19 protein-coding genes are annotated in these 19114 nt (G+C 42.5%); 13 read left to right on the top strand and 6 right to left on the bottom strand.

Translation table 11 applies throughout. The features are described from left to right. Positions 1-19: 19 nt before the first annotated feature. Positions 20-937: an HPr(Ser) kinase/phosphatase gene (hprK, locus tag PODO_RS29190; RefSeq protein ID WP_036682323.1), complete on the top strand. Its 918-nt coding sequence runs from the start codon at positions 20-22 to the stop codon at positions 935-937. 222 nt (positions 938-1159) lie between these two features. Next, positions 1160-2041, top strand: a complete 882-nt coding sequence (locus tag PODO_RS29185) for an SMI1/KNR4 family protein (protein WP_038573854.1) — start codon at positions 1160-1162, stop codon at positions 2039-2041. Between the two features lie 447 nt (positions 2042-2488). Here the strand turns inward: PODO_RS29185 and PODO_RS29180 are convergent, their stop codons facing one another. Then, positions 2489-2926, bottom strand: coding sequence for a MarR family winged helix-turn-helix transcriptional regulator (locus PODO_RS29180; RefSeq protein WP_036682320.1), 438 nt, complete (start codon positions 2924-2926; stop codon positions 2489-2491). Between the two features lie 121 nt (positions 2927-3047). Here PODO_RS29180 and PODO_RS29175 point away from each other — a divergent pair, with 121 nt between their 5' ends. Beyond that, a complete protein-coding gene (locus tag PODO_RS29175; protein ID WP_036682318.1) occupies positions 3048-3635 on the top strand; it encodes an NAD(P)H-dependent oxidoreductase in 588 nt (195 codons plus the stop codon). A 378-nt stretch (positions 3636-4013) separates the two neighbouring features. After that, the gene (locus tag PODO_RS29170; protein ID WP_036682317.1) at positions 4014-5426 is read left to right on the top strand and encodes an alanine/glycine:cation symporter family protein; all 1413 of its coding nucleotides are present in this window, start codon (positions 4014-4016) and stop codon (positions 5424-5426) included. Positions 5427-5563: 137 nt separating this feature from the next. On the opposite strand, the gene PODO_RS29165 is transcribed toward PODO_RS29170, so the two are convergent. Next, a complete protein-coding gene (locus PODO_RS29165) occupies positions 5564-5965 on the bottom strand; it encodes a RidA family protein (protein WP_036682315.1) in 402 nt (133 codons plus the stop codon). Between the two features lie 413 nt (positions 5966-6378). Between PODO_RS29165 and PODO_RS29160 the strand changes: the two genes are divergently transcribed. The 3 genes from PODO_RS29160 (at position 6379) to PODO_RS29150 (ending at position 8932) form a co-directional block, all read left to right on the top strand. Then, positions 6379-6945, top strand: coding sequence for a TetR/AcrR family transcriptional regulator (locus PODO_RS29160; protein WP_036682313.1), 567 nt, complete (start codon positions 6379-6381; stop codon positions 6943-6945). Continuing rightward, positions 6942-7478, top strand: a complete 537-nt coding sequence (locus tag PODO_RS29155) for a DUF2798 domain-containing protein (RefSeq protein ID WP_036682312.1) — start codon at positions 6942-6944, stop codon at positions 7476-7478. The genes PODO_RS29160 and PODO_RS29155 overlap by 4 nt, the downstream gene beginning before the upstream one ends. Before the next feature lie 272 nt (positions 7479-7750). Further along, positions 7751-8932, top strand: coding sequence for a multidrug effflux MFS transporter (locus PODO_RS29150; protein WP_038573851.1), 1182 nt, complete (start codon positions 7751-7753; stop codon positions 8930-8932). Positions 8933-9038: 106 nt separating this feature from the next. Here PODO_RS29150 and PODO_RS29145 read toward each other — a convergent pair whose 3' ends face one another. From PODO_RS29145 to PODO_RS29135, 3 genes are all read right to left on the bottom strand, one after another. Continuing rightward, the gene (locus PODO_RS29145; protein ID WP_036682309.1) at positions 9039-9929 is read right to left on the bottom strand and encodes a diacylglycerol/lipid kinase family protein; all 891 of its coding nucleotides are present in this window, start codon (positions 9927-9929) and stop codon (positions 9039-9041) included. 135 nt (positions 9930-10064) lie between these two features. After that, on the bottom strand, positions 10065-11048 hold the full coding sequence (gene guaC / locus PODO_RS29140) for a GMP reductase (protein ID WP_036682307.1): 984 nt from the start codon (positions 11046-11048) through the stop codon (positions 10065-10067). A 166-nt stretch (positions 11049-11214) separates the two neighbouring features. Then, a complete protein-coding gene (locus tag PODO_RS29135; RefSeq protein WP_036682305.1) occupies positions 11215-11823 on the bottom strand; it encodes a LysE/ArgO family amino acid transporter in 609 nt (202 codons plus the stop codon). 281 nt (positions 11824-12104) lie between these two features. Here PODO_RS29135 and PODO_RS29130 point away from each other — a divergent pair, with 281 nt between their 5' ends. The 6 genes from PODO_RS29130 to PODO_RS29105 all read left to right on the top strand — a co-directional run bounded on the left by PODO_RS29130 (position 12105) and on the right by PODO_RS29105 (position 18174). Beyond that, the gene (locus PODO_RS29130; protein ID WP_038573848.1) at positions 12105-13895 is read left to right on the top strand and encodes a helix-turn-helix transcriptional regulator; all 1791 of its coding nucleotides are present in this window, start codon (positions 12105-12107) and stop codon (positions 13893-13895) included. A 189-nt stretch (positions 13896-14084) separates the two neighbouring features. Beyond that, positions 14085-14681, top strand: a complete 597-nt coding sequence (locus PODO_RS29125; protein ID WP_036682302.1) for a sensor domain-containing protein — start codon at positions 14085-14087, stop codon at positions 14679-14681. Between the two features lie 23 nt (positions 14682-14704). After that, the gene (locus PODO_RS29120; protein WP_038573845.1) at positions 14705-15310 is read left to right on the top strand and encodes a YkoP family protein; all 606 of its coding nucleotides are present in this window, start codon (positions 14705-14707) and stop codon (positions 15308-15310) included. Further along, the gene (locus PODO_RS29115) at positions 15310-16074 is read left to right on the top strand and encodes a polysaccharide deacetylase family protein (RefSeq protein ID WP_052097389.1); all 765 of its coding nucleotides are present in this window, start codon (positions 15310-15312) and stop codon (positions 16072-16074) included. The genes PODO_RS29120 and PODO_RS29115 overlap by 1 nt, the downstream gene beginning before the upstream one ends. Positions 16075-16178: 104 nt before the next feature. Further along, positions 16179-17417, top strand: coding sequence for an amidohydrolase (locus PODO_RS29110; RefSeq protein ID WP_036682298.1), 1239 nt, complete (start codon positions 16179-16181; stop codon positions 17415-17417). Positions 17418-17514: 97 nt separating this feature from the next. Further along, positions 17515-18174: a uracil-DNA glycosylase family protein gene (locus tag PODO_RS29105; RefSeq protein ID WP_235219470.1), complete on the top strand. Its 660-nt coding sequence runs from the start codon at positions 17515-17517 to the stop codon at positions 18172-18174. A 22-nt stretch (positions 18175-18196) separates the two neighbouring features. On the opposite strand, the gene PODO_RS29100 is transcribed toward PODO_RS29105, so the two are convergent. Further along, positions 18197-19111, bottom strand: coding sequence for a phosphatidate cytidylyltransferase (locus tag PODO_RS29100; protein WP_036682294.1), 915 nt, complete (start codon positions 19109-19111; stop codon positions 18197-18199). Positions 19112-19114: the final 3 nt, after the last annotated feature.

The following is a 19114-nucleotide window of genomic DNA, read 5'->3' as shown; positions in this document are numbered from 1 at the left end:
CCACAGGAGGAGAACAACATTGAAATCGATTACCGTTCAAAGCCTTACGGAAACGTTTAAGCTGGAAGTGCTTGCGGGTGCTAGCTGCATGGACCGTGAGATTACTCGCTCAAAGACACATAGACCTGGCCTGGAGTTCGTGGGTTACTTCGATTTTTTCCCCATGAAGCGAGTACAAGTATTGGGCCGCAAAGAAATCAATTATCTGCTAAAGCTAAGCGTTGAGCAACGTAAGTTACATATTGGCAATATTGTTAAGTATCATCCCCCATGCTTTATTGTGACGACGGGTCAGCAGGAGATTCCTTATTTGACTTTATTCTGCGACCAAGAAGGTATACCACTACTTCGAACGGAAGAGACGACGTCAGAGTTCATCGCAAAGATTGATACTTATCTGGTGAAGGCGCTGGCGCCTGAACTTTCAATTCATGGAGTGTGTGTGAACGTGTCCGGCATAGGGGTCCTATTGAGGGGCAAGTCCGGGATCGGAAAAAGCGAAACCGCTCACACGCTCATTAGAAGAGGTCATCGGTTTGTGGCCGATGATGTAGTTGTGCTTAAGAAGCTGGGACCGGCTACGCTTCTTGGCACACATAATGAAACGACCCGTGAATTCCTAGCGCTGCGCAGTATTGGTCTGATCAACGTTGTACGGCAGTACGGGCGTAGAGCTTTTCAGGAAGAGACACGAATTGTACTCGACATCGAGTTGTCACCATGGCGGGAGAATTCCTTGAATAATGAGCTCGAAATCGAACCCCAGTTCACAGACTATCTTGGCGTGCAAATTCCGCATATTGAAGTTCAGCTTCAGCCTGGCCGCGATGTGGCTGGCCTGATCGAAGCGGCTGCGAATAATTGGTACCTTAAGCAGCTTGGCTATAGTGCCGCTGAAGAGTTCCTGCAGAGGATCGAAAACGGGATGCAGTCGTAAAGGCAAGATAGAAGGCAGCAATTATAGTTACCCATAAATAAATGGTTTTCTGTATACGAAAAACAGGCCGCAGATAAACGCTGCGGTCTGTTTTTCACAGCAAAAAGGGAAGTTGTCTTTTGATTGATATGGCTAGGACATGCGTTATTGGCTGGGCATAGGTTAGAAATGGTATAATTTCTAATAGGTATTTTGAGTGATCGTTAATAGGAGGTATTAATGATGAGTGATGAGTTATTGGCAAAATTGGATGAATGGCATGAGGAAGATGAATTTCAAGAAATCGTGGATGCAATCGCGGAAATTCCTGAAGAGGAAAGAGATTATGTTCTAACTAGTCATTTGGGCAGGGCGCTTAATAATCTCGGTCAATATGAAGAGGCTTTAGAGCAGTATTTGAGCATTGAAGAAGAGGGTGAAGGTGACCCGCTCTGGCATTACCGTATCGGGGTTTCTTATTATTATCTGAAAAGATATGACGAAGCTTTAAAAGCGTTTACGATTGCCGATCAGCTGGAGCCTGATGATGAAGACACACTGGAGTTTCTGGGCTGGATCAAACGTAAATTGGCTAAAAAAGCTGCGAAAAAGCCTGTAAACAAACCTGCTAAGAAGCCTGTAATAGCGTTGGATACCACTAATTTCTGGGATGACAGCGAGTATGCGTTCTCAGAATATATCTCTGATCCGCCTTCAGATGCATTGATTACATCAGTACAAGAAGAGCTGGTCTTCAAGCTGCCTGCTTCCTATGTGGATATGATGAAGTTACATAATGGGGGAATTCCTCATAACAATCGTTATCCGATTCCGGGAACAGGAGAATTTATTACGATTTCTGGTATCCACGGAATTGGACGAGATAAGAATAAGTCGCTGTGTGGAGCTTCAGGCAGCCGGACTGTGATTGAAAATGGACGTTATCCTGAAGTTGGTGTGGTGATTTGTGATTGTCCTTCTGAGAATGAAGTGGTAATGCTGGATTACCGCGAGTTCGGGAATGATGGCGAACCTGAGGTTATTCATGTAGATCGGGATAACAAATACAAAATCACACGTTTGGCTGATAATTTTGAGACCTTTATCAGCGGACTGGTGAAATAGTCCATTTCGCTGGCTAAGAATACTTATAATCAAATCAAGGCATTCCTTAAGAGGAGTGCCTATTTCTATTAGGTGATTATTAGGGAAGCGTCTTTCGGACTCAGCTGACCTTAAATGCAGCTTTTTCGCATATTTGGAATGCCAACGGACCGCATAGCAGCTATTGGCATAAAAAACACCCAATATGAACCCGATTCATAGGAATAGCGTCGCTGGAGTCCGAAACTACGCACAAAAGGCTAAAAACATGCCAATAACGTCATCTGGGTCCGAAAGCCTCAGTGGACGAATACGATTCGGCGATTTAGCTGAAGGTGGGGCTGATTCGAAGTCGTTGGGTTTTACTAGCCAATAATCGGTCTTGAGTCAGCTAACCAACGACCCAAAACACAGAGCAGCGGTGCCCCCATTAATGGGGAACCGCTGCTCTGCTGTCTTTTTCTCGGATCATTGCTGGGTGCTAAACACCTTAGATTGCAGGATATCGAGGGCATGGTTAATCTCGGCTAATTCCTCTGGGAGAACCTCTTTAATCCGGTTCAGAAAACGTTCACCGATCCGTTCAAAAGCCTCGTTCATCATCGCTTGTCCAGCATCAGACAACCGAATCATTTGCTTACGCCGGTCCTCGGCGACATCAAGCTTCTCACACAGGTTTTTTTCTGTTAATTTCTTGAGCTCACGGCTGGTATTCGGCATAGAGATATTCTTACAATCACTGATTTGGCTGAGGGTAACAGGCTGGCTAACCGCAATATATTCCAGAATACTATATTGAACGGGCGTAATGCCTTCCGGTCTAACATCTTTGGTAAAGTCAAATGTTACTTCATGGACTGCTGTCGTAAAGGTAACAATTTTCTGAAAAAACGCTTGTTTGTCCATAAGGATCACCTCTTATTGTAAACCTTAACAAAATAATTATCATAATACAATTATCATTTGACAACTAAATAACGGTTGTGATACCATTTTGTTATCAAATGATAATTAAAGAGGTGGAGCAATGAACGTTTTAGTCATCTATACACATCCGAATCATAAAAGTTTAAGTTATGCTTTTTTCAATAAAGTCATTCAGGGAAGTAATGAGAATCAAAAGATCACGAAGATAGAGGTCCTTGATCTTTATGAAGAGCAATTTGATCCTGTGCTGGTCTTTAATGAAAATAAACGTAGAAGAGACATGCATATCGATCCCAAGCTCGAGAAGTATCGGGAGCAGATTCGTCAGGCCGACAAAATTGTGTTTGTGTATCCAATCTGGTGGGGCCGGCCTCCCGCGATGTTGCTCGGTTATATTGACCAAATGTTTGCTTCTAATTTCGCTTACAGAGAAAAGGGTGGCCTCATCCCCGAGGGGCTGCTGAAAGGAAAGTCTGTGGTTTGCATTTCCAGCATGAAGGGGCCGACCCTTTATCCTTTATATTGGCTGAATAATTCCCATAAAGTGCTGATGAGAAAAGCATTATTTCAATATTGTGGCATCAAGAAAGTGAAGTTTTTCGAATTTGGGAATATGGAGAGTCCGAAAGGGAAACATGATAAGAAGTTAAATCAGGTGTACCAATATTTTAAAGCTGTGGCTAATTAATACCTCGAAAATATCTGCTCTATGATTATTCAAGATAACACTGGAAGTGGATGTCTCAAGTGATCCCATAGTTGGATGGTTCAAAACAACGGTGGGATCAAACCAAATGTTTTCCACGATATAAATACGCGCATACATTGTAGTCATACATTTCTTGCACCGGCTGCTTTTTCATTTTTTTTATAATACCTAGATGAATCTAAAGGAGCTTGTGTACTCAGATGAAGATGGAGAAATAGCTCTCACACCGGTGTAAGGTATGGTGTCGCTGGCTAATTTTTTTTGTTGGCTTTTGAAATAAGGGCTGTTATATTTGAAAATACTATGTAACTTAAGGTTCAGCAACTGGGTATCGACACAATGGAGAGGCGGATTCACATGCAACAAATGTTAGACAGTATGATTAGCGCAACAAATGACTTTCTTTGGTCGAAAATTTTGGTGGTTCTGCTTATTGTTTGTGGAATTTATTTCACCATTCGATCGAAGTTTGTTCAGTTTGGCATGTTTAAAGAAATGTTTAGGGTCCTTAAAGAGTCCAATGAAAGGTCAAAAGATTCCATTTCGTCGTTTCAGGCTTTCTGTATCAGTATGGCAGCAAGGGTTGGGACAGGGAATATTACAGGGATCGCAATTGCTATCGCAATAGGTGGACCAGGAGCTGTTTTTTGGATGTGGGTCATAGCTATTATTGGATCAGCGTCCGGATTTATTGAAAGTACTCTGGCACAGGTGTATAAAGTGAAGGACAAGACTGGATTTCGTGGTGGTCCCGCCTATTATATGGAGCAAGGCCTGAAAAAACGTTGGATGGGCGCGGTATTTGCGGTTTTGATCACGTTATCCTTTGGTCTTGTATTTAATGCAGTTCAATCCAATACGATTACAGTGGCCTTTGAGAATTCATTTGGCACTAATCGGGTGATTCTTGGACTTGTAGTCGCTGCTGCTTTTGCGGCTGTTATCTTTGGTGGGGTTAAACGTATTGCTAGAATGTCCGAATATATTGTAGTGGTAATGGCAGGGATCTATATTGGGGCCGCTGTTATTATTATGTTAATTAATATTACGGAAATACCGGCGATTCTGGCGCTTATTGTGAAAAGTGCTTTTGGATTTGAACAAATCGCGGGGGGATCTTTTGGGGCAGTCATTCTGCAAGGGGTGAAAAGAGGACTATTCTCCAACGAAGCGGGGATGGGTAGTGCTCCAAATGCTGCGGCAACTGCAACAACTAGTCATCCGGTGAAACAAGGGCTGATGCAAGCGCTGGGTGTACTTACAGACACGTTACTTATTTGTTCGAGTACTGCTTTTATTATCTTGTTATCTGATGCGTATAAACAGCCAGGGCTGGATGGAATTAAGCTGACACAAGCGGCATTAAGCGAACATATTGGTTCGTGGGCCTCTGGATCCCTAGCGATCATGATTTTGTTGTTTGCTTTCAGTACGTTAATCGGAAATTATTATTATGGTGAGACCAATATAGAATTCTTGAACTCCAATAAAAAAGTATTACTATTCTATAGATACAGCGTCTTGGCGATGATTATTTTTGGCTCCGTAGCTAAGGTTCAATTGGTATGGGATTTGGCTGATTTATTTATGGGCTTCATGGTCATCGTGAATTTGATCGCTATTCTTCTATTATCTAAGGTGGCCTTTGCCGCCCTGCAGGATTATAAGCGCCAGAAGCGTGCAGGCAAGGACCCTGTCTTTTATAAAGATAGCATAGAGGGTTTGGAGAACGTGGAATGTTGGGACAATTCTTCAGATATAAAAACATAGTAGGGTAAGTATTTGAGGGCTCAGGAAACTGAGCCCTTTTTGGTATAAAGGGGTAGTTAGAAAAACGAGCCTTTAGAATCGCTTCTAAGGCTCGTTTTGTGTACAGAAAATTAAATTACTCCCTCTTGATTTAGGGTTTAACCAGCAGCCCATACATCTAACTCAATTTTTAATTCAGGTAACCCTAATCCTTTAATATAAGCAATTGTCATTGAAGGAGGTGTCATGCCGAATACTTTATTCCAAATTTCATAGAAATGGTTCCAATCGATTTCTTCCGTAGCCCAAATGTTGATTTTGATTACATTATCAGGTGTTAGCCTTTGAGAAGAAAGGACTTCAACAATATTACTCATCGTATTTGTTACCTGTTGGTTAAAATCTGTAGGGATATGATTGTTTTGATCGATTCCAATTTGGCCAGAAAATACATACATTTCAGCATTTCTACTTATTTTTGTTACATGACTATAGTTACCAACCGGTTTAGCAATATTCTCTGGATTATATCTTGTAATAACATTATTATTTAAGTTCATTTTGTGAATTCTCCTTTAAATAGAAGATACATAACGAGATCTAAGTTATATATCTCCGCTGTTTTTTAGTTTCTTTTAATTTTTGACAGACCTATCCTATCAATAATTAATTCTAGAAAAAAACAGCAGTAGAATACCCAATACCAAAAGATAGATATTTTAGCGATCTCTTTTTCACCGGGTATTCCTCCTTCATATTTAAAGTAAGATAAGTTTCCTCAGAATGATATCATTAATCCAAGTGATACTGCAACAATTCCACTTTCGACACAATTTTCTAAGCTTTTTTTGCTGTTATAAATGAAAATAATGAAATATTTTTTGAAAAAAAGCAAAAAAGACTTACATTAATCATTTTTATATTGTTATAATAACAAACAGACCGGTTGGTATGTTAGGGGGAGTACGTTATTGTGGATACAAAATCGCTAATGATTGAGACGGCGACACTTCTTTTTCAGCAAAAAGGATATAAAAATGTAGGCGTGAGTGAAATTTTAAAAGCCTGTAATGTGACCAAAGGAGCGCTTTATCATCATTTTCCAAATGGAAAAGAAGAACTATTAATTGCTTGTTTAAAGGGCTTAAATGAAGCAATTACGATAGATATTGAGGATATTTTTAAAAAGCATCCATCGACGTTAGAAGCTACACAATCCATGATTGACAAGTTAGTTCACAACTTAGAAACTGAGGGCACGATTACCGGATATACCTTTAGCAGTATTGTCAGTGAAATGGCTACGGTGAGTGAACCTGTTCGCCAGGCATGTAGCTTGCTCTATGAGAACATGGAACGAATTTACTGCGATAAGCTTGTAACTGAAGGTTATTCGCAGGAATCAGCCTCCGATATGGCTTTGTGGATGACGGCTTCGATTGAAGGGGCGATGATGTTGTGCCTAACGCAAAAATCTACAACTCCCTTAAAAACTATCGCCAAACTATTACCGACAATATTGAAAGGAAGAACATCATGAATCAAGAAGCAAGATTACCAAGAAACGGTAAGGAGGGGGCATTATATGGTGCAATCATTTGTACACTGACGGTACTGTTTATGTCTTCAATAAATATCATTTTAGGGGTTGGAGAATTTAATGGTGAGGTTGCCTTAACGATTCTTAAGGTGTTTCCGATCATTTGGGTAATTGTCATGATTATTGAGCCTGTTGTTATTGGCCGTATTGCCGAAAAGCTGACAGCTACATTCACACAACCCACAGATAGCTTCAACGCCAAAATCCTATTCCGTATCTTGTTCACCGTACTAGGGATGTCATTTTGTATGACGTTTATTGGAGACATTATCGGAAACGGGTTGAGTTCTCAAACGTTTAATCACTTCTTAGCCAATTGGCCAAGAAATTTCCTGATTGCACTGTTCGCTGAAAGTATATTAATACAGCCGTTTGCAAGATTTGTGATGGTAAAGCTACATGCTTCTCAGGACAAAAAGAAATCCAGCGCTGTTGGCGTAACTATACATGGATTATCAGAACAAAATTCCTAACCTAAATAAGCTCTCAGGCGAAGCGATTCGTTTGAGAGCTTTTCTATTACCGTGTATAATGATGTTTTGGTTGAATAATTGAAACTCAAATCTTTGCCCGATATCTTTCGGGTAAGCCCTCCTATATAACAATGAAAGCATAACAATGAAAGGTGATTTTCTAACATGATGATCTATAGTCGTCTTGCCATAATGATGCCCCCATTTCCCTAGCTAGGCTCATATTCTTGTAGTTGTTCGAGGATATAAGCTTGTAGGAGGGCGAAAATAAGATGAAAAAATATGCAGCACCATCGTTACTTTTAATGATTGTTCTTGTGGCTTTTCCGCAAATTAGTGAGACGATTTACACCCCATCGTTACCGGATATCGCAGTAGCACTTGGGTCCACCAATAGTTCTGTACAGTTAACGTTAAGTATATATTTTATTGGATTTGCTTTAGGTGTTTTTAGCTGGGGTTGGTTGTCTGACTTCATCGGGCGGAGATCTTCCATGCTGGCTGGAGTTCTTGTATACGGTATGGGAAGCCTGATGTGTTTTTACTCAGAATCCATTCATCTGCTGTTAGTCAGCCGGTTTATACAAGCGTTTGGGGCAGCAACAGGTTCGATTATTACCCAAACCATTCTTCGTGAGAGTGTCTCCGGGAATAAACGGCATGTTATGTTTGCCCAAATCTCGGCGGTCATTGCTTTTACTCCCGCAGTAGGTCCGTTAATTGGCGGATGGGTGGATCAAGCTTTTGGTTTTCGAGCGGTTTTCTTTACATTAGTGATGATGAGTGTGTTGTTATTTATGTATGCTTTTTGGAAGCTGCCAGAAACCACTGATGTTTCCATGAGAAAAAAGGTGGCTATTCTGCCTATAGTCAAAAAAATGCTCGCATTGCCACGTGTATTGGTGTTTGGATTACTAATTGGAGGCATTAACGGAATCTTATTCAGCTATTATGCTGAAGCTCCTTTTATATTTATTGAACACTTTCAGATTTCGCCAGGAGTCTATGGTTTTCTCGGCATTATTGTGGCTTTGGCGTCGATTGTAGGAGCAATGATCTCCAAAAGGTTATTAACCCTCTATGCCCCAGAAAAAATAATTCATATCGGCTGTATAGTAATGGCGGGCGGAGCCTTGCTATTAACAATCGCAAGCAGTCTTGTCTCGTTGCCGGACATGATAGTGATCGTATGTATTCTAATAACGCTGTTTGTCCTATTAATGGGTGCAGGGATTGCTTTACCTAATTGTCTAAGTCTTGCTCTTGTTCAATTTCAGGATGTTGTAGGAACAGCAGGCGCAATATTTAGCTTGGGCTATTATTTGCTTGTTAGCTTGGCGACGTGGGGAATGAGCGCTCTTCATAATGGTTCATTACTGACGATGCCTATTTATTTCTTAGGGATTAGCGGCGGAATGTGGTTATTAGGTAAAAAATTTATTGTAGTGGAATAGAAATAACTTCTTAGTCATTGGATTAGTAGGAAGATATGGATCGGGGCGTCCATAAATTAAGGGCAGCAGTCTGGAACTTTTTGAGTTCCGGACTGCTTTTTGTTTGTTAGTCCACTTCTGGCACAATGACTTGGATATGACGAGGGAGAACACTTAGTGTAATAGGCAAAGTTGGACCTTCTTCGCCATCTACATTGGTTCTTACGGTTTCTGGAGAGCTTACACTTACATTGTGGGCTGTGAAATAGACAACGTCTTTATGATCTTTGAGGGTACCCAGCAGTAAAGATATACTGGCTGTAATGGTATTGAATATACTGAGGTCCAAAATAATAAAACAATGAAGCAGACCGTCGTCAACCGCAGCATCCGGTATTAGATTCTCGAACCCGCCGACTGAGTTGGTTAATACGGCGAGAAAGAGTAAGGAGTCTCCTTGCCATATTTGTTCATCATGGTGAATGACAAGGGGGTGGGCTGTAGGGCTTGTAAGTTGTTTAAGACCTTCTTTCAAGTATGCCAATGAGCCGAGTTTGGTTTTATCTTCGGAGGATACAGAGGATAATGATCCGGCAATTGAACCTACAGCAACAACGTTGCCGAATAGGCGGTCATTTAAGCGACCGATATCTACGTTTTTTAGGTTAGAGGAGGCAAGGGTTTGAATGGCTATTTCGGGATTCAGTGGAATTTGTAATGCACGGGCGAAATCATTAGCCGTTCCTAAAGGAACCACACCTAATATTGGGTGGTGTTCCTGATCGATAAGACCATTAATGGTCTCGTGAAGCGTGCCATCCCCGCCGATAGAGACAACCAGGTCATAACCTTCCTCACAAGCAGTGATGGAATAACGAGTGGCGTCTAGTTCTTTTGCCGTCTCGTTGATCGTAACGGAGTAGTCTTTGTCACTTAGGACTCTTGTTGCGTATCTGACATATTGGCTGGCTTCCTCTTTACCGGATGAGGGGTTAATAATAATCATAGCTTGCCGCATAAGGATAATCCTCTCTATTGTGATCTAATAGAAGTTTATTCTTACCATTACCCCAAAGTAGGCCAGCGGAACTCGTTCTCATAAAAAAAGGTGAGCAAGATTGACCTAAGTCATCCTGCCCACCTGTGTATTCAATTAATAGACTTTATCTCCATTAAAAATGGAGTTCTTAACGATAACGTAATCCACATTACGGATAGCCTCTAATTTATTGCCACCTGCATAAGAGATGGAGGATTGAAGATCCTGCTCCATTTCTCTTAGGGTTTCTGCTAAAGCCCCCTTATGCTCAACCGCAATTTTCTTACCTTCGACGTTCTTCTTTTCACCTTTTTGGTATTCTGAAGCGGAGCCAAAGTATTCTTTATAGAGCTTCCCAGCGATTTCGATGGTTTCACCCGGAGATTCTTCATGACCAGCAAATAGTGAACCAATCATGACCATAGAAGCGCCAAATCGTACGGATTTAGCAATATCACCGTGTGTGCGAATGCCTCCATCGGCAATAATAGGCTTGCTTGCAGCCTTGGCACACAAGCGTAGTGCAGCTAACTGCCAGCCGCCTGTACCGAATCCAGTTTTGATCTTAGTGATACATACCTTCCCTGGTCCAATCCCAACTTTAGTAGCATCAGCCCCAGCGTTTTCTAATTCTCTAACGCCTTCAGGTGTTCCTACATTTCCTGCAATAACAAAACTAGCAGGCAGGTATTGTTTAATATGTTTGATCATCCGAATGACTGCTTCGGAATGGCCATGTGCAATGTCAATTGTAATGAATTCCGGAACCAGCTGTTCTTTGGATAATTGTTCGACGAAATCATACTCTTCTTCTTTAACTCCGACGCTGATGGATGCGATTAATTCACGGGAGTGCATGTCTTTGATGAAAGACGTACGTTTCTCCGGTTCAAAACGATGCATAATGTAGAAATAGCCATTTTGCGCCAAGGAGATAGCGATCTTCTCATCAATGATGGTTTGCATGTTGGCAGGTACCACCGGCAATCTAAATTTATGCCCACCGAGGGTGACTGATGTATCACACTCCGAACGGCTGTTTACGATACATTTTGCAGGAATTAATTGAATATCTTCATAATCGAATACTTCTTTCATAATTTACACCTCTAAATGCGAACATTATAGTATTTTTGTTTGTTAATTGTTCGTCCAAATTGTAATGTACCTCATTCTGCGCCGTAAGTCAAAATTCTAGTACATTATGGTGTAAATTGGACATAATTATACGGCAAATTCGTGTACGGCATTCTTTTTCCTCCATTTAAAAAAGCTTGAAGGCAATATAAGCAGCAACGGTCCAGATAATGATCGCGGAGATCTTATTAATGATCCGCATGATTTTGCCACTTGAGTCGATTTGTCCTACGGTTTTTCCGGCTACAGCCAGCCCAAAGAACCAAATCCATGACACTAGGATAGTCGCGCCAGCAAATACAACTTTGTCTACACCTGTGTAACTAAGCGAGCTAGTGCCGATAACGCCAATAGTATCCAAAATCGCATGTGGATTTAATAAAGAAACGGACAGCGCGAACAGGATTTGTTTTTTGGAGGATAAAGGGGTTGCGTCTTGCGCTGACGATGCCGGTGTACTTTTCCAGATAGACCATCCCATATACAAAAGAAATAAAAGTCCTACAGCAAATAAAGCGGTCTGCAGAACGGGGATGGCAAACACAAGGACTGAAACACCTAATACGGCTAATAAAATAAGCAGGGTATCGCATAAAGCGGCTGTAACAATAACGGGAATGGCTTTTTTAAAATGTGGCTGCGAGGCCCCTTGGTTAAATACAAAGACATTTTGTGCGCCAAGTGGAAGAATTAATCCAAAGGCTAGTGCAATGCCATGAAGTAGTGCGGCTAACATAGTTATTATTCCCCCGATACTGGTCATACGTTATAAAATTTACGGACCTATTGGTTTGATTGGTTTACTACAATTTTATGGACAAATAATATGTACTATCATACAGTCTGGGCTTTGCTTTAAAAAGCTGCTTATTCAGAGGGACATTGAATGATCAATTACACTAATTACACCATTAGTAAAAATGTCATCTCAACTCATGACTTTTTGTAACTAGTGAGTCCTTAAGGGGTTACACTATAATAAAGATTAAGTCAGCAGAGTATATAGGGGGAAATGTCTTGTTTAATCTGGTCAAACAGTGGTTCTGGTACGATTGGCTCGTCCTCCTGTTTCGGATTTGTTTTTCTACTTCTTTTTTGGTCACCATGTGTTATCTTTCGGAGGATTTTACGATTCCGTTCTGGATCGCGTTTGTTTGGGGCGTGGTCTCTTTTTCTGTGCCTTGGTTTTGTTTGCAGCTGCACTACAAGTATTATCTGATGGCGGAGATCCTCTTTTCGGGTGGACTTTGCTTATATTTGGCTGCTTTGTTTCCTGAATCGTACGTAACTTTTCTGCCTATCGCTTTTATGATTGCCAGCAATAGTGCAGAGAAGTCCTATCGTTGGACAGCTCCGATCACGGTCATTTTGATTCCAATTATGTTATCTAGATTGTCACAACAAATGGATGCTGTATCAATGATTTTTAACATGGGTTTAGTGTATACGCTTGGGTTCGCTTTTCATTTACTAGTGGTGAATCACAAGCAGGGTAGAATTATTAAGGAGCAAAATGCTGTTTTAGAGCAGTATATCTCGCAAGTTGAACGTATGACACTTCTGGAAGAACGAGATCGTTTATCCAAAGATCTGCATGATACGGTGGGGCATTCTTATACTTCAATTATTATGGGGCTAGAGACTTTACGTTCGGAGGTGAACACCTCTGAAGGAGAGCACAAAATAGATGCCTTGTTAAAGCTAACCCGCAATGGCTTGGATGATGTTCGGCGATATTTGCACCATGTGGGCGCTTCGGAGGATGCAATGACGCTTATGCAGTCCCTACAGAAATTAGTGGATGACTTCCAGACCTTCTCCAAGGTTAAGATTCGCTTAAGAACATTCGGAGAGCCGTATACAGTATCTAAGCAGGCCCAAATGGCACTATACAGATGTTTGCAGGAGTCGATAACCAACGCTGCACGTCATGGTCACGCCACTGAAATTGTCATCAGCTTACATTATGAAGAGAAGTTGATTCGGCTGGATGTGCAGGATAATGGATTAGGCACTGAAGATTTAAAAGCAGGATTTGGTGTCAATGCGATGAAGGAGCGTGCCTCCAACTTGCAAGGACAGGTGTATTTCTACTCTAAGCCAGGGGAAGGAACCTTAGTGACCTGCAGTTTACCAAGGCTTGAAGAGATACAGGAGGAAACGGTTCGTTTATTGCTGGTGGATGATCAACCCTATATCCGCGATAGTCTGCGAATTATTCTAGAGCAGGAGCCGGATTTTGCGATTATTGGGTTAGCTGAGAATGGTGAACAAGCAATAAGCCTCTGCGAGCAGGAACAACCTCACGTGGTGCTGATGGACTTAAATATGCCAGGCATGGACGGTGCAGAAGCGACTAAGCTTATTAAGCAAAAGTGGCCAGGGGTACGAGTGTTGATCCTGACTACTTTTCAAGAAGCAGATATGGCAGTCGAGGCACTGCAAAATGGGGCAGATGGTTACTTGTTAAAGTCTACCGAGCCGCAGGAGCTGTTCGAAGGAATACGTCTCGTACATCGGGGCGTAAAGATGATTACACCCGATATTACGAATGTATTAATTGATCACTATGAGATGCATCCAGCTTCAGAGGCGCCGCCGACGGAGAAGAATAATGAATATGGGCTGACCTCGCGTGAGCTGGAGATTCTAGAATGCCTCTCGAAGGGAATGCGTTATAAATCTATTGCCGCTAAACTATATCTGTCCGATGGAACGGTGAGAAATTACGCGTCCACCATCTATGCTAAGCTCGGGGTACGAAACCGTGAGGAGGCAGTCGAGAAGGCTTTTGGCATTTCGGATTAACGCTGACTAAATCTAAATCAGTTAAAATTGAGAAACACCTTATTGTTTGCTTTCCCTTGTGGGAGTGGGCAGTAGGGTGTTTTTTTTGTCATATGACATTATGGCACTGGTCGATTTTACACCAAAAGCACTAGCATAAGAGTTGCTTAGATATGAACAATTTTTTATTGCAGAGAGGGAGAGAAAAGCATGAATCAAATGATACGGAAACATGTGAGAAATTTCTGTTTCTTATTAATTACTTTTGCCACAGGGCTATTTTACTTTTGTTTTTATTTGGTGGGCATTACCTTTGGAGTTGCGATGTCCTTCACCTTAGTGGGGATTCCGATCCTCTATTATGTTTTGCGTTCTACCGAGACTTTTTTACAGTATGAGCGAATTCGAACTAAAGTCTATACGGATATCTCCGTTCGCACGCTACCAACCCGATCTCACGAAGAAGGCAGCTTGTGGGAAAAGGTGAAGATGGAGTTGCAGGATAATCATAACTGGAGAGCGATTATAGGGTTGATGTTGCAACTTGGCATCGGCATGGTCAGTCTCATTTGTGCCACTCTTTTTTACTTGACCCCTATTATTCTCCTGTTGTCACCTATCCTGTATTTATTAGATGTATCCTCTATAACGCTATTTGGGATTGAAAATAAAACATTCAACATCTCACTTTTCTTCATGTTGTTAGGTGCAGTGTCTCTATGGATAGGTGCTTATCTCGGAAACAGTCTGGTAAAGATGATCGGCAGGTATACGCGGCGTTTAGTGAAGGATTTTGCTAGAAGATAAACTCAAACAGGAAAGAAGGAAAAATGATGATAACCTCAGTTCCATTTATAAAATTATTCTCACAATCCCTTTGGATGATGTGGGAGAACATATTTGCTGTCATCACCAAATTTCGTAGTCAGTCCGTGCGTAGATACGGGATATGTAAATTGGTAGTGTTGAAATATCACGGAGAAATTTTGGTCTGCCAAGATGGGCAACGGATACTTCCTGGAGATTGGGTGGGTGAGCTTCATTTGGACAATCGCCAGATCGTGCAGCTGACACGGACGCTTGGTGCAGATCGGGCCGGAATTCGTACGGCACGCATGCTTCGCGAGGCTATGAAGGAGATCAGTCGTGATCTAGACAGCAATCCGGAACTAAGCAAAGTAAATGCGCTAACCGGGATTACGCTGCTTCACCGGGGGATTATTCATGGAATAGGTTTTGAGCAGCGCCCCATCAAGTCCAAATGGCAGCGGCACTGGTTCGGGATATACCTTCGTTTCTTACTGCGCATGCTGCATCCGGAAGGGAAACATCGTGTAGAGGACAGCACAGAGAAGTTATCTCCCATGATGCTTGTGCTTAGTAAGCAGTCCTTGAAAGCGCGGTTTGCCCCGCGTAAGACAGAGGCGGCTTCCTAATGTGGGCCTTCATAATTTTAGCAGTGGATGTGATTGTTCTTTATATGATCGTTCCTTTTGCACTTACCCGAATATTGGGATGGGGGGTTCACTCGGACGTAGGTGCAGAGAAGGAAATTGCCTTTACGTTCGATGACGGTCCGGATCCTTGTTATACACCTGAACTTCTAGATCTATTAAAAGAGCATGGCATAAAGGCGACCTTCTTCGTATTAGGCAAAAAGGCAAAGCAATATCCGGAATTGATCGAGCGTATGCACAGAGAAGGACACCAAATCGGCATTCATAATTATACTCATACACCCAACTGGATCCACTTCCCCTGGACCAATAGACGGAAGCAAGTAGATCGCACAGCAGACATTGTTGAGCGAATTACAGGAGAGCGGCCTATCTTTTACCGCCCACCTTGGGGGCTTCTTAATTTAGGGGATTTCTTTTTGCTAAGAGAATCTTATCGAATCGTATTGTGGTCTGTCATGGTCGGAGATTGGAAAGCTTCACTGAGTGCAGAACAATTAAAGGATGCCTTAATAAAAAAAATAAAACCAGGCTCAATCATTGTTCTACACGACAGCGGAGATACACCGTGGGCAGATGAAGAAGCGCCCTTGAATATGATCACTGGATTAGAAGAAGTCTTAAAAGAAATGGATAAAAAGGGTCTGAAGTGTCTTCGGATGGATGAACTGCTGAACAAGGAAGTTAGTCATAGTAGAGAAGCTAGATCCAGAGTCAAACATCGGGGGCAGATTGATCTGTAGCTATTGAAATTTCTCAATCATTTTTTATATGGCAAGGGCTATGGTAACATTTAGAGTAAAGCGGTCCGTACCTATATAAATTGTTGAGAAAAGGATGGGGTAGCATGTTGAATGCTTCTTACTGGTTAACCAATATAAGATTAGAACAAGGTTATGTTATTGAGGATGGGCAAGTAGCGGGTACGAATACGAAGATTTGTCATCTCCGCATTGACGGGGATAAGATATCAGAAGTTGTTGGAGCAGACATAGAGCTTCAGAGCCAGCTCCCGAAATATGACTGTAAAGAGTTGTTGATGTTGCCTTCTTTCGAAGAAGCACATATCCATTTAGATAAAACGTATTACGGTGGACCATGGAGAGCGGTAAAGCCTGCGTCCAGTGTTTTCGAACGGATTGAGGAAGAGAAGGTATTATTGCCTAAGCTGCTGCCCATGGCGAGACAACAAGCAGAGAGCATCCTGACGCTTATTCAGGGGTTTGGTGCCACACATGTGCGTAGCCATTGCAATATTGAGCCTGTCAGCGGTTTGCAGCGATTAGAGGCAACTGTACAAGCATTAAATACATTCGCGGGCACAATTTCAGCTGAAATTGTGGCGTTTCCCCAGCATGGCCTGCTGCGCTCGGATTCTGTGCAACTGGTAAAACAATCTCTGGCAGAGGGGGCAACCTTTGTAGGCGGAGTAGATCCTTATACGGTGGATGGAGATATCGAGAAGTCACTTCAGACGATGGTGGAACTAGCAGTGATGAGTAATGCCGGCATTGATATTCATTTACATGATGGAAAAGAAGCGGGAAAGAAAACACTGACGCGGTTAGCTGATCTGACGGAAGAAGCTGGCTTGCAAGGAAAGGTCACGGTCAGTCATGCGTTCTGGTTCGCAGGAGCTCAGCAGCAAGAGGCAGAAGAGGTAGCTAAACGGATGGCATCACTGGGTATGACTATTGCATCCACAGTGCCTATTGGAAGAATGATGATGCCACTTCCGATGCTGCATAGCCAAGGGGTAAAAGTGAAGCTGGCAACAGATAGCCTTACCGATCACTGGTCCCCTTTTGGTAATGGAGATCAATTGGAAAAGGCAGGACGTTACGCGGAGTTGTACGGCTGCAACGATGAATTGGCATTATCTCAATCCCTCGGATTTATAACAGGAGGATTAACACCCCTTGATCCAAAAGGCGAGCAGGTATGGCCAAAGGTTGGCGACACTGCTAGCTTTGTGCTGTTGCATGCCAGCTGTTCGGCAGAAGCAGTAGCCCGAAGAGCGCAGCGCCAAGCTGTCTGGTACGAAGGCCGTCTGGTGAGTGGTTCGATAACAAATAGAGACCTGTGAGGCAGATGATATGCTCCTCTCTAACTATCTGCATCAGTATAAATCGGCGATCCTCTCACTCCCGAAGGGTACAGTGCTAACTAAAGAGGATCTGCAGGTGGATAAGCTTCTAATGGAGCGTAATGGCAAGGTGGAAATGTATTATGCCCCCCATAATGAATACATTAATCCTTCTGCTAAGATGATCATTATAGGGTTAACGCCCGGGTTCACACAAATGGGCATAGCGATACAAGAAGCGATCATAGGTCTGGAAGCTGGTTTATCAGATGAAGAGGTATGTAGGACAGCGAAGGAAGCGGCGAGATTCGCAGGCTCCATGCGGAACACGTTAATTCATATGTTAGATACACTTAAACTGCATCAACACTTGAACCTAACCTCTTGTGAAGAACTATTTCAGCAGCAGCAGACGATCCTGCACACCAGCTCTTTATTGCGTTTTCCTGTGTTCGTGGATAAGAAAAATTATAGTGGGACCCAGCCCAAGCTACTTTCAAATTCATTCCTCAGGGCGCAGGCATTATCTTCCTTGCGTGAGGAGCTGAACATACTGAGCCGGGCCTTAATTATTCCCTTAGGAAAAACAGTGGAAAGTATACTTCAACTCCTTGTGTCCGCAGGTGAGCTAGATAAACAACGCTGCTTATGGGGATTTCCCCACCCCTCGGGCGCCAACGGACATCGATATAAGCAGTTCGCCAGCCATCAAGAACAGATGATGAAGATACTGCATAATCATTCATGGAAGGGCTGATTCAAGCTCACAATCAGATAATTTACATGAAGTCGAAAAAATAACGAATGACATGAAAAAAGACCGGTGAAGTGTAGGTCAAGCTATCGATCCGGCTTAAATGGCTTTGCTTCAAAGCCACGAATTTATCGCCATCGCCGATTAGCAGATCCCGCTTTAACACGGAAACCGTTAAACTGCCAAAGAAGCCGCTCAAGCTGACCAACATGCCTGACAGTAACCCGAAGATTGGGTTGAGCGGCGTCAGGTAGGGATAAATTAGATAGGAAACTCCTGTCGTGATGACAAATGCGAAAGCGAAACCCTCCCAAGTCAAATACGGATTGGCGGTGGGAACTATTTTACGCTTCCCTACATAAAGTGATGCCAGATAGTGGACCACATCATTGAGCTGCGTTAGCACTACTAAAAAAAGTACAAGCCCGGCTCCATACTCCGGTGTAGCAAATTGAAAGTAGGCCAAGTGACTAAGCCCGAATACCATCAGCATTAGCCCCCATTGCGTGGAGCTGACACTACGCATAAAACCAACCGTGCCTTTATTAATCATTCTGGGCAGTGGTAGGAGCAAGAATACATAAACTGGGATGAAGACAATAAACATTCCGTACCACTCGATATAAATCCAGTAGAACTGTAACGGAATGGATAAGTACGCCCACAGAAATAGCCTGCGGTCGGATTTTCGTGATTTCATCATGGAGAAATACTCCTTCAGTGCAAAGAAGCAGAGCACCATGAGAGAAAGAAGAGAGACGACGGGATTAAATAGGGTAGCTAGGCAAAAGATAAAAAGCATTCCCCACCACGTCTTGATGCGAAAGCCAATGCCCGTATAATCTTTATTTGGCTGTAGCTTCCCTATAACTACATACATCAAGTGAATGGCCGATAGGGCCGCAAAGATAAGAATTATAGTTAATAAAGAGCGGTCGATAAC

Source organism: Paenibacillus odorifer, assembly GCF_000758725.1.
Classification (GTDB): Bacteria; Bacillota; Bacilli; order Paenibacillales; family Paenibacillaceae; genus Paenibacillus_AQ; species Paenibacillus_AQ odorifer.
Note: the sequence above shows the minus strand (reverse complement) of the source record. Positions and strands in the feature narration are given on the sequence as shown.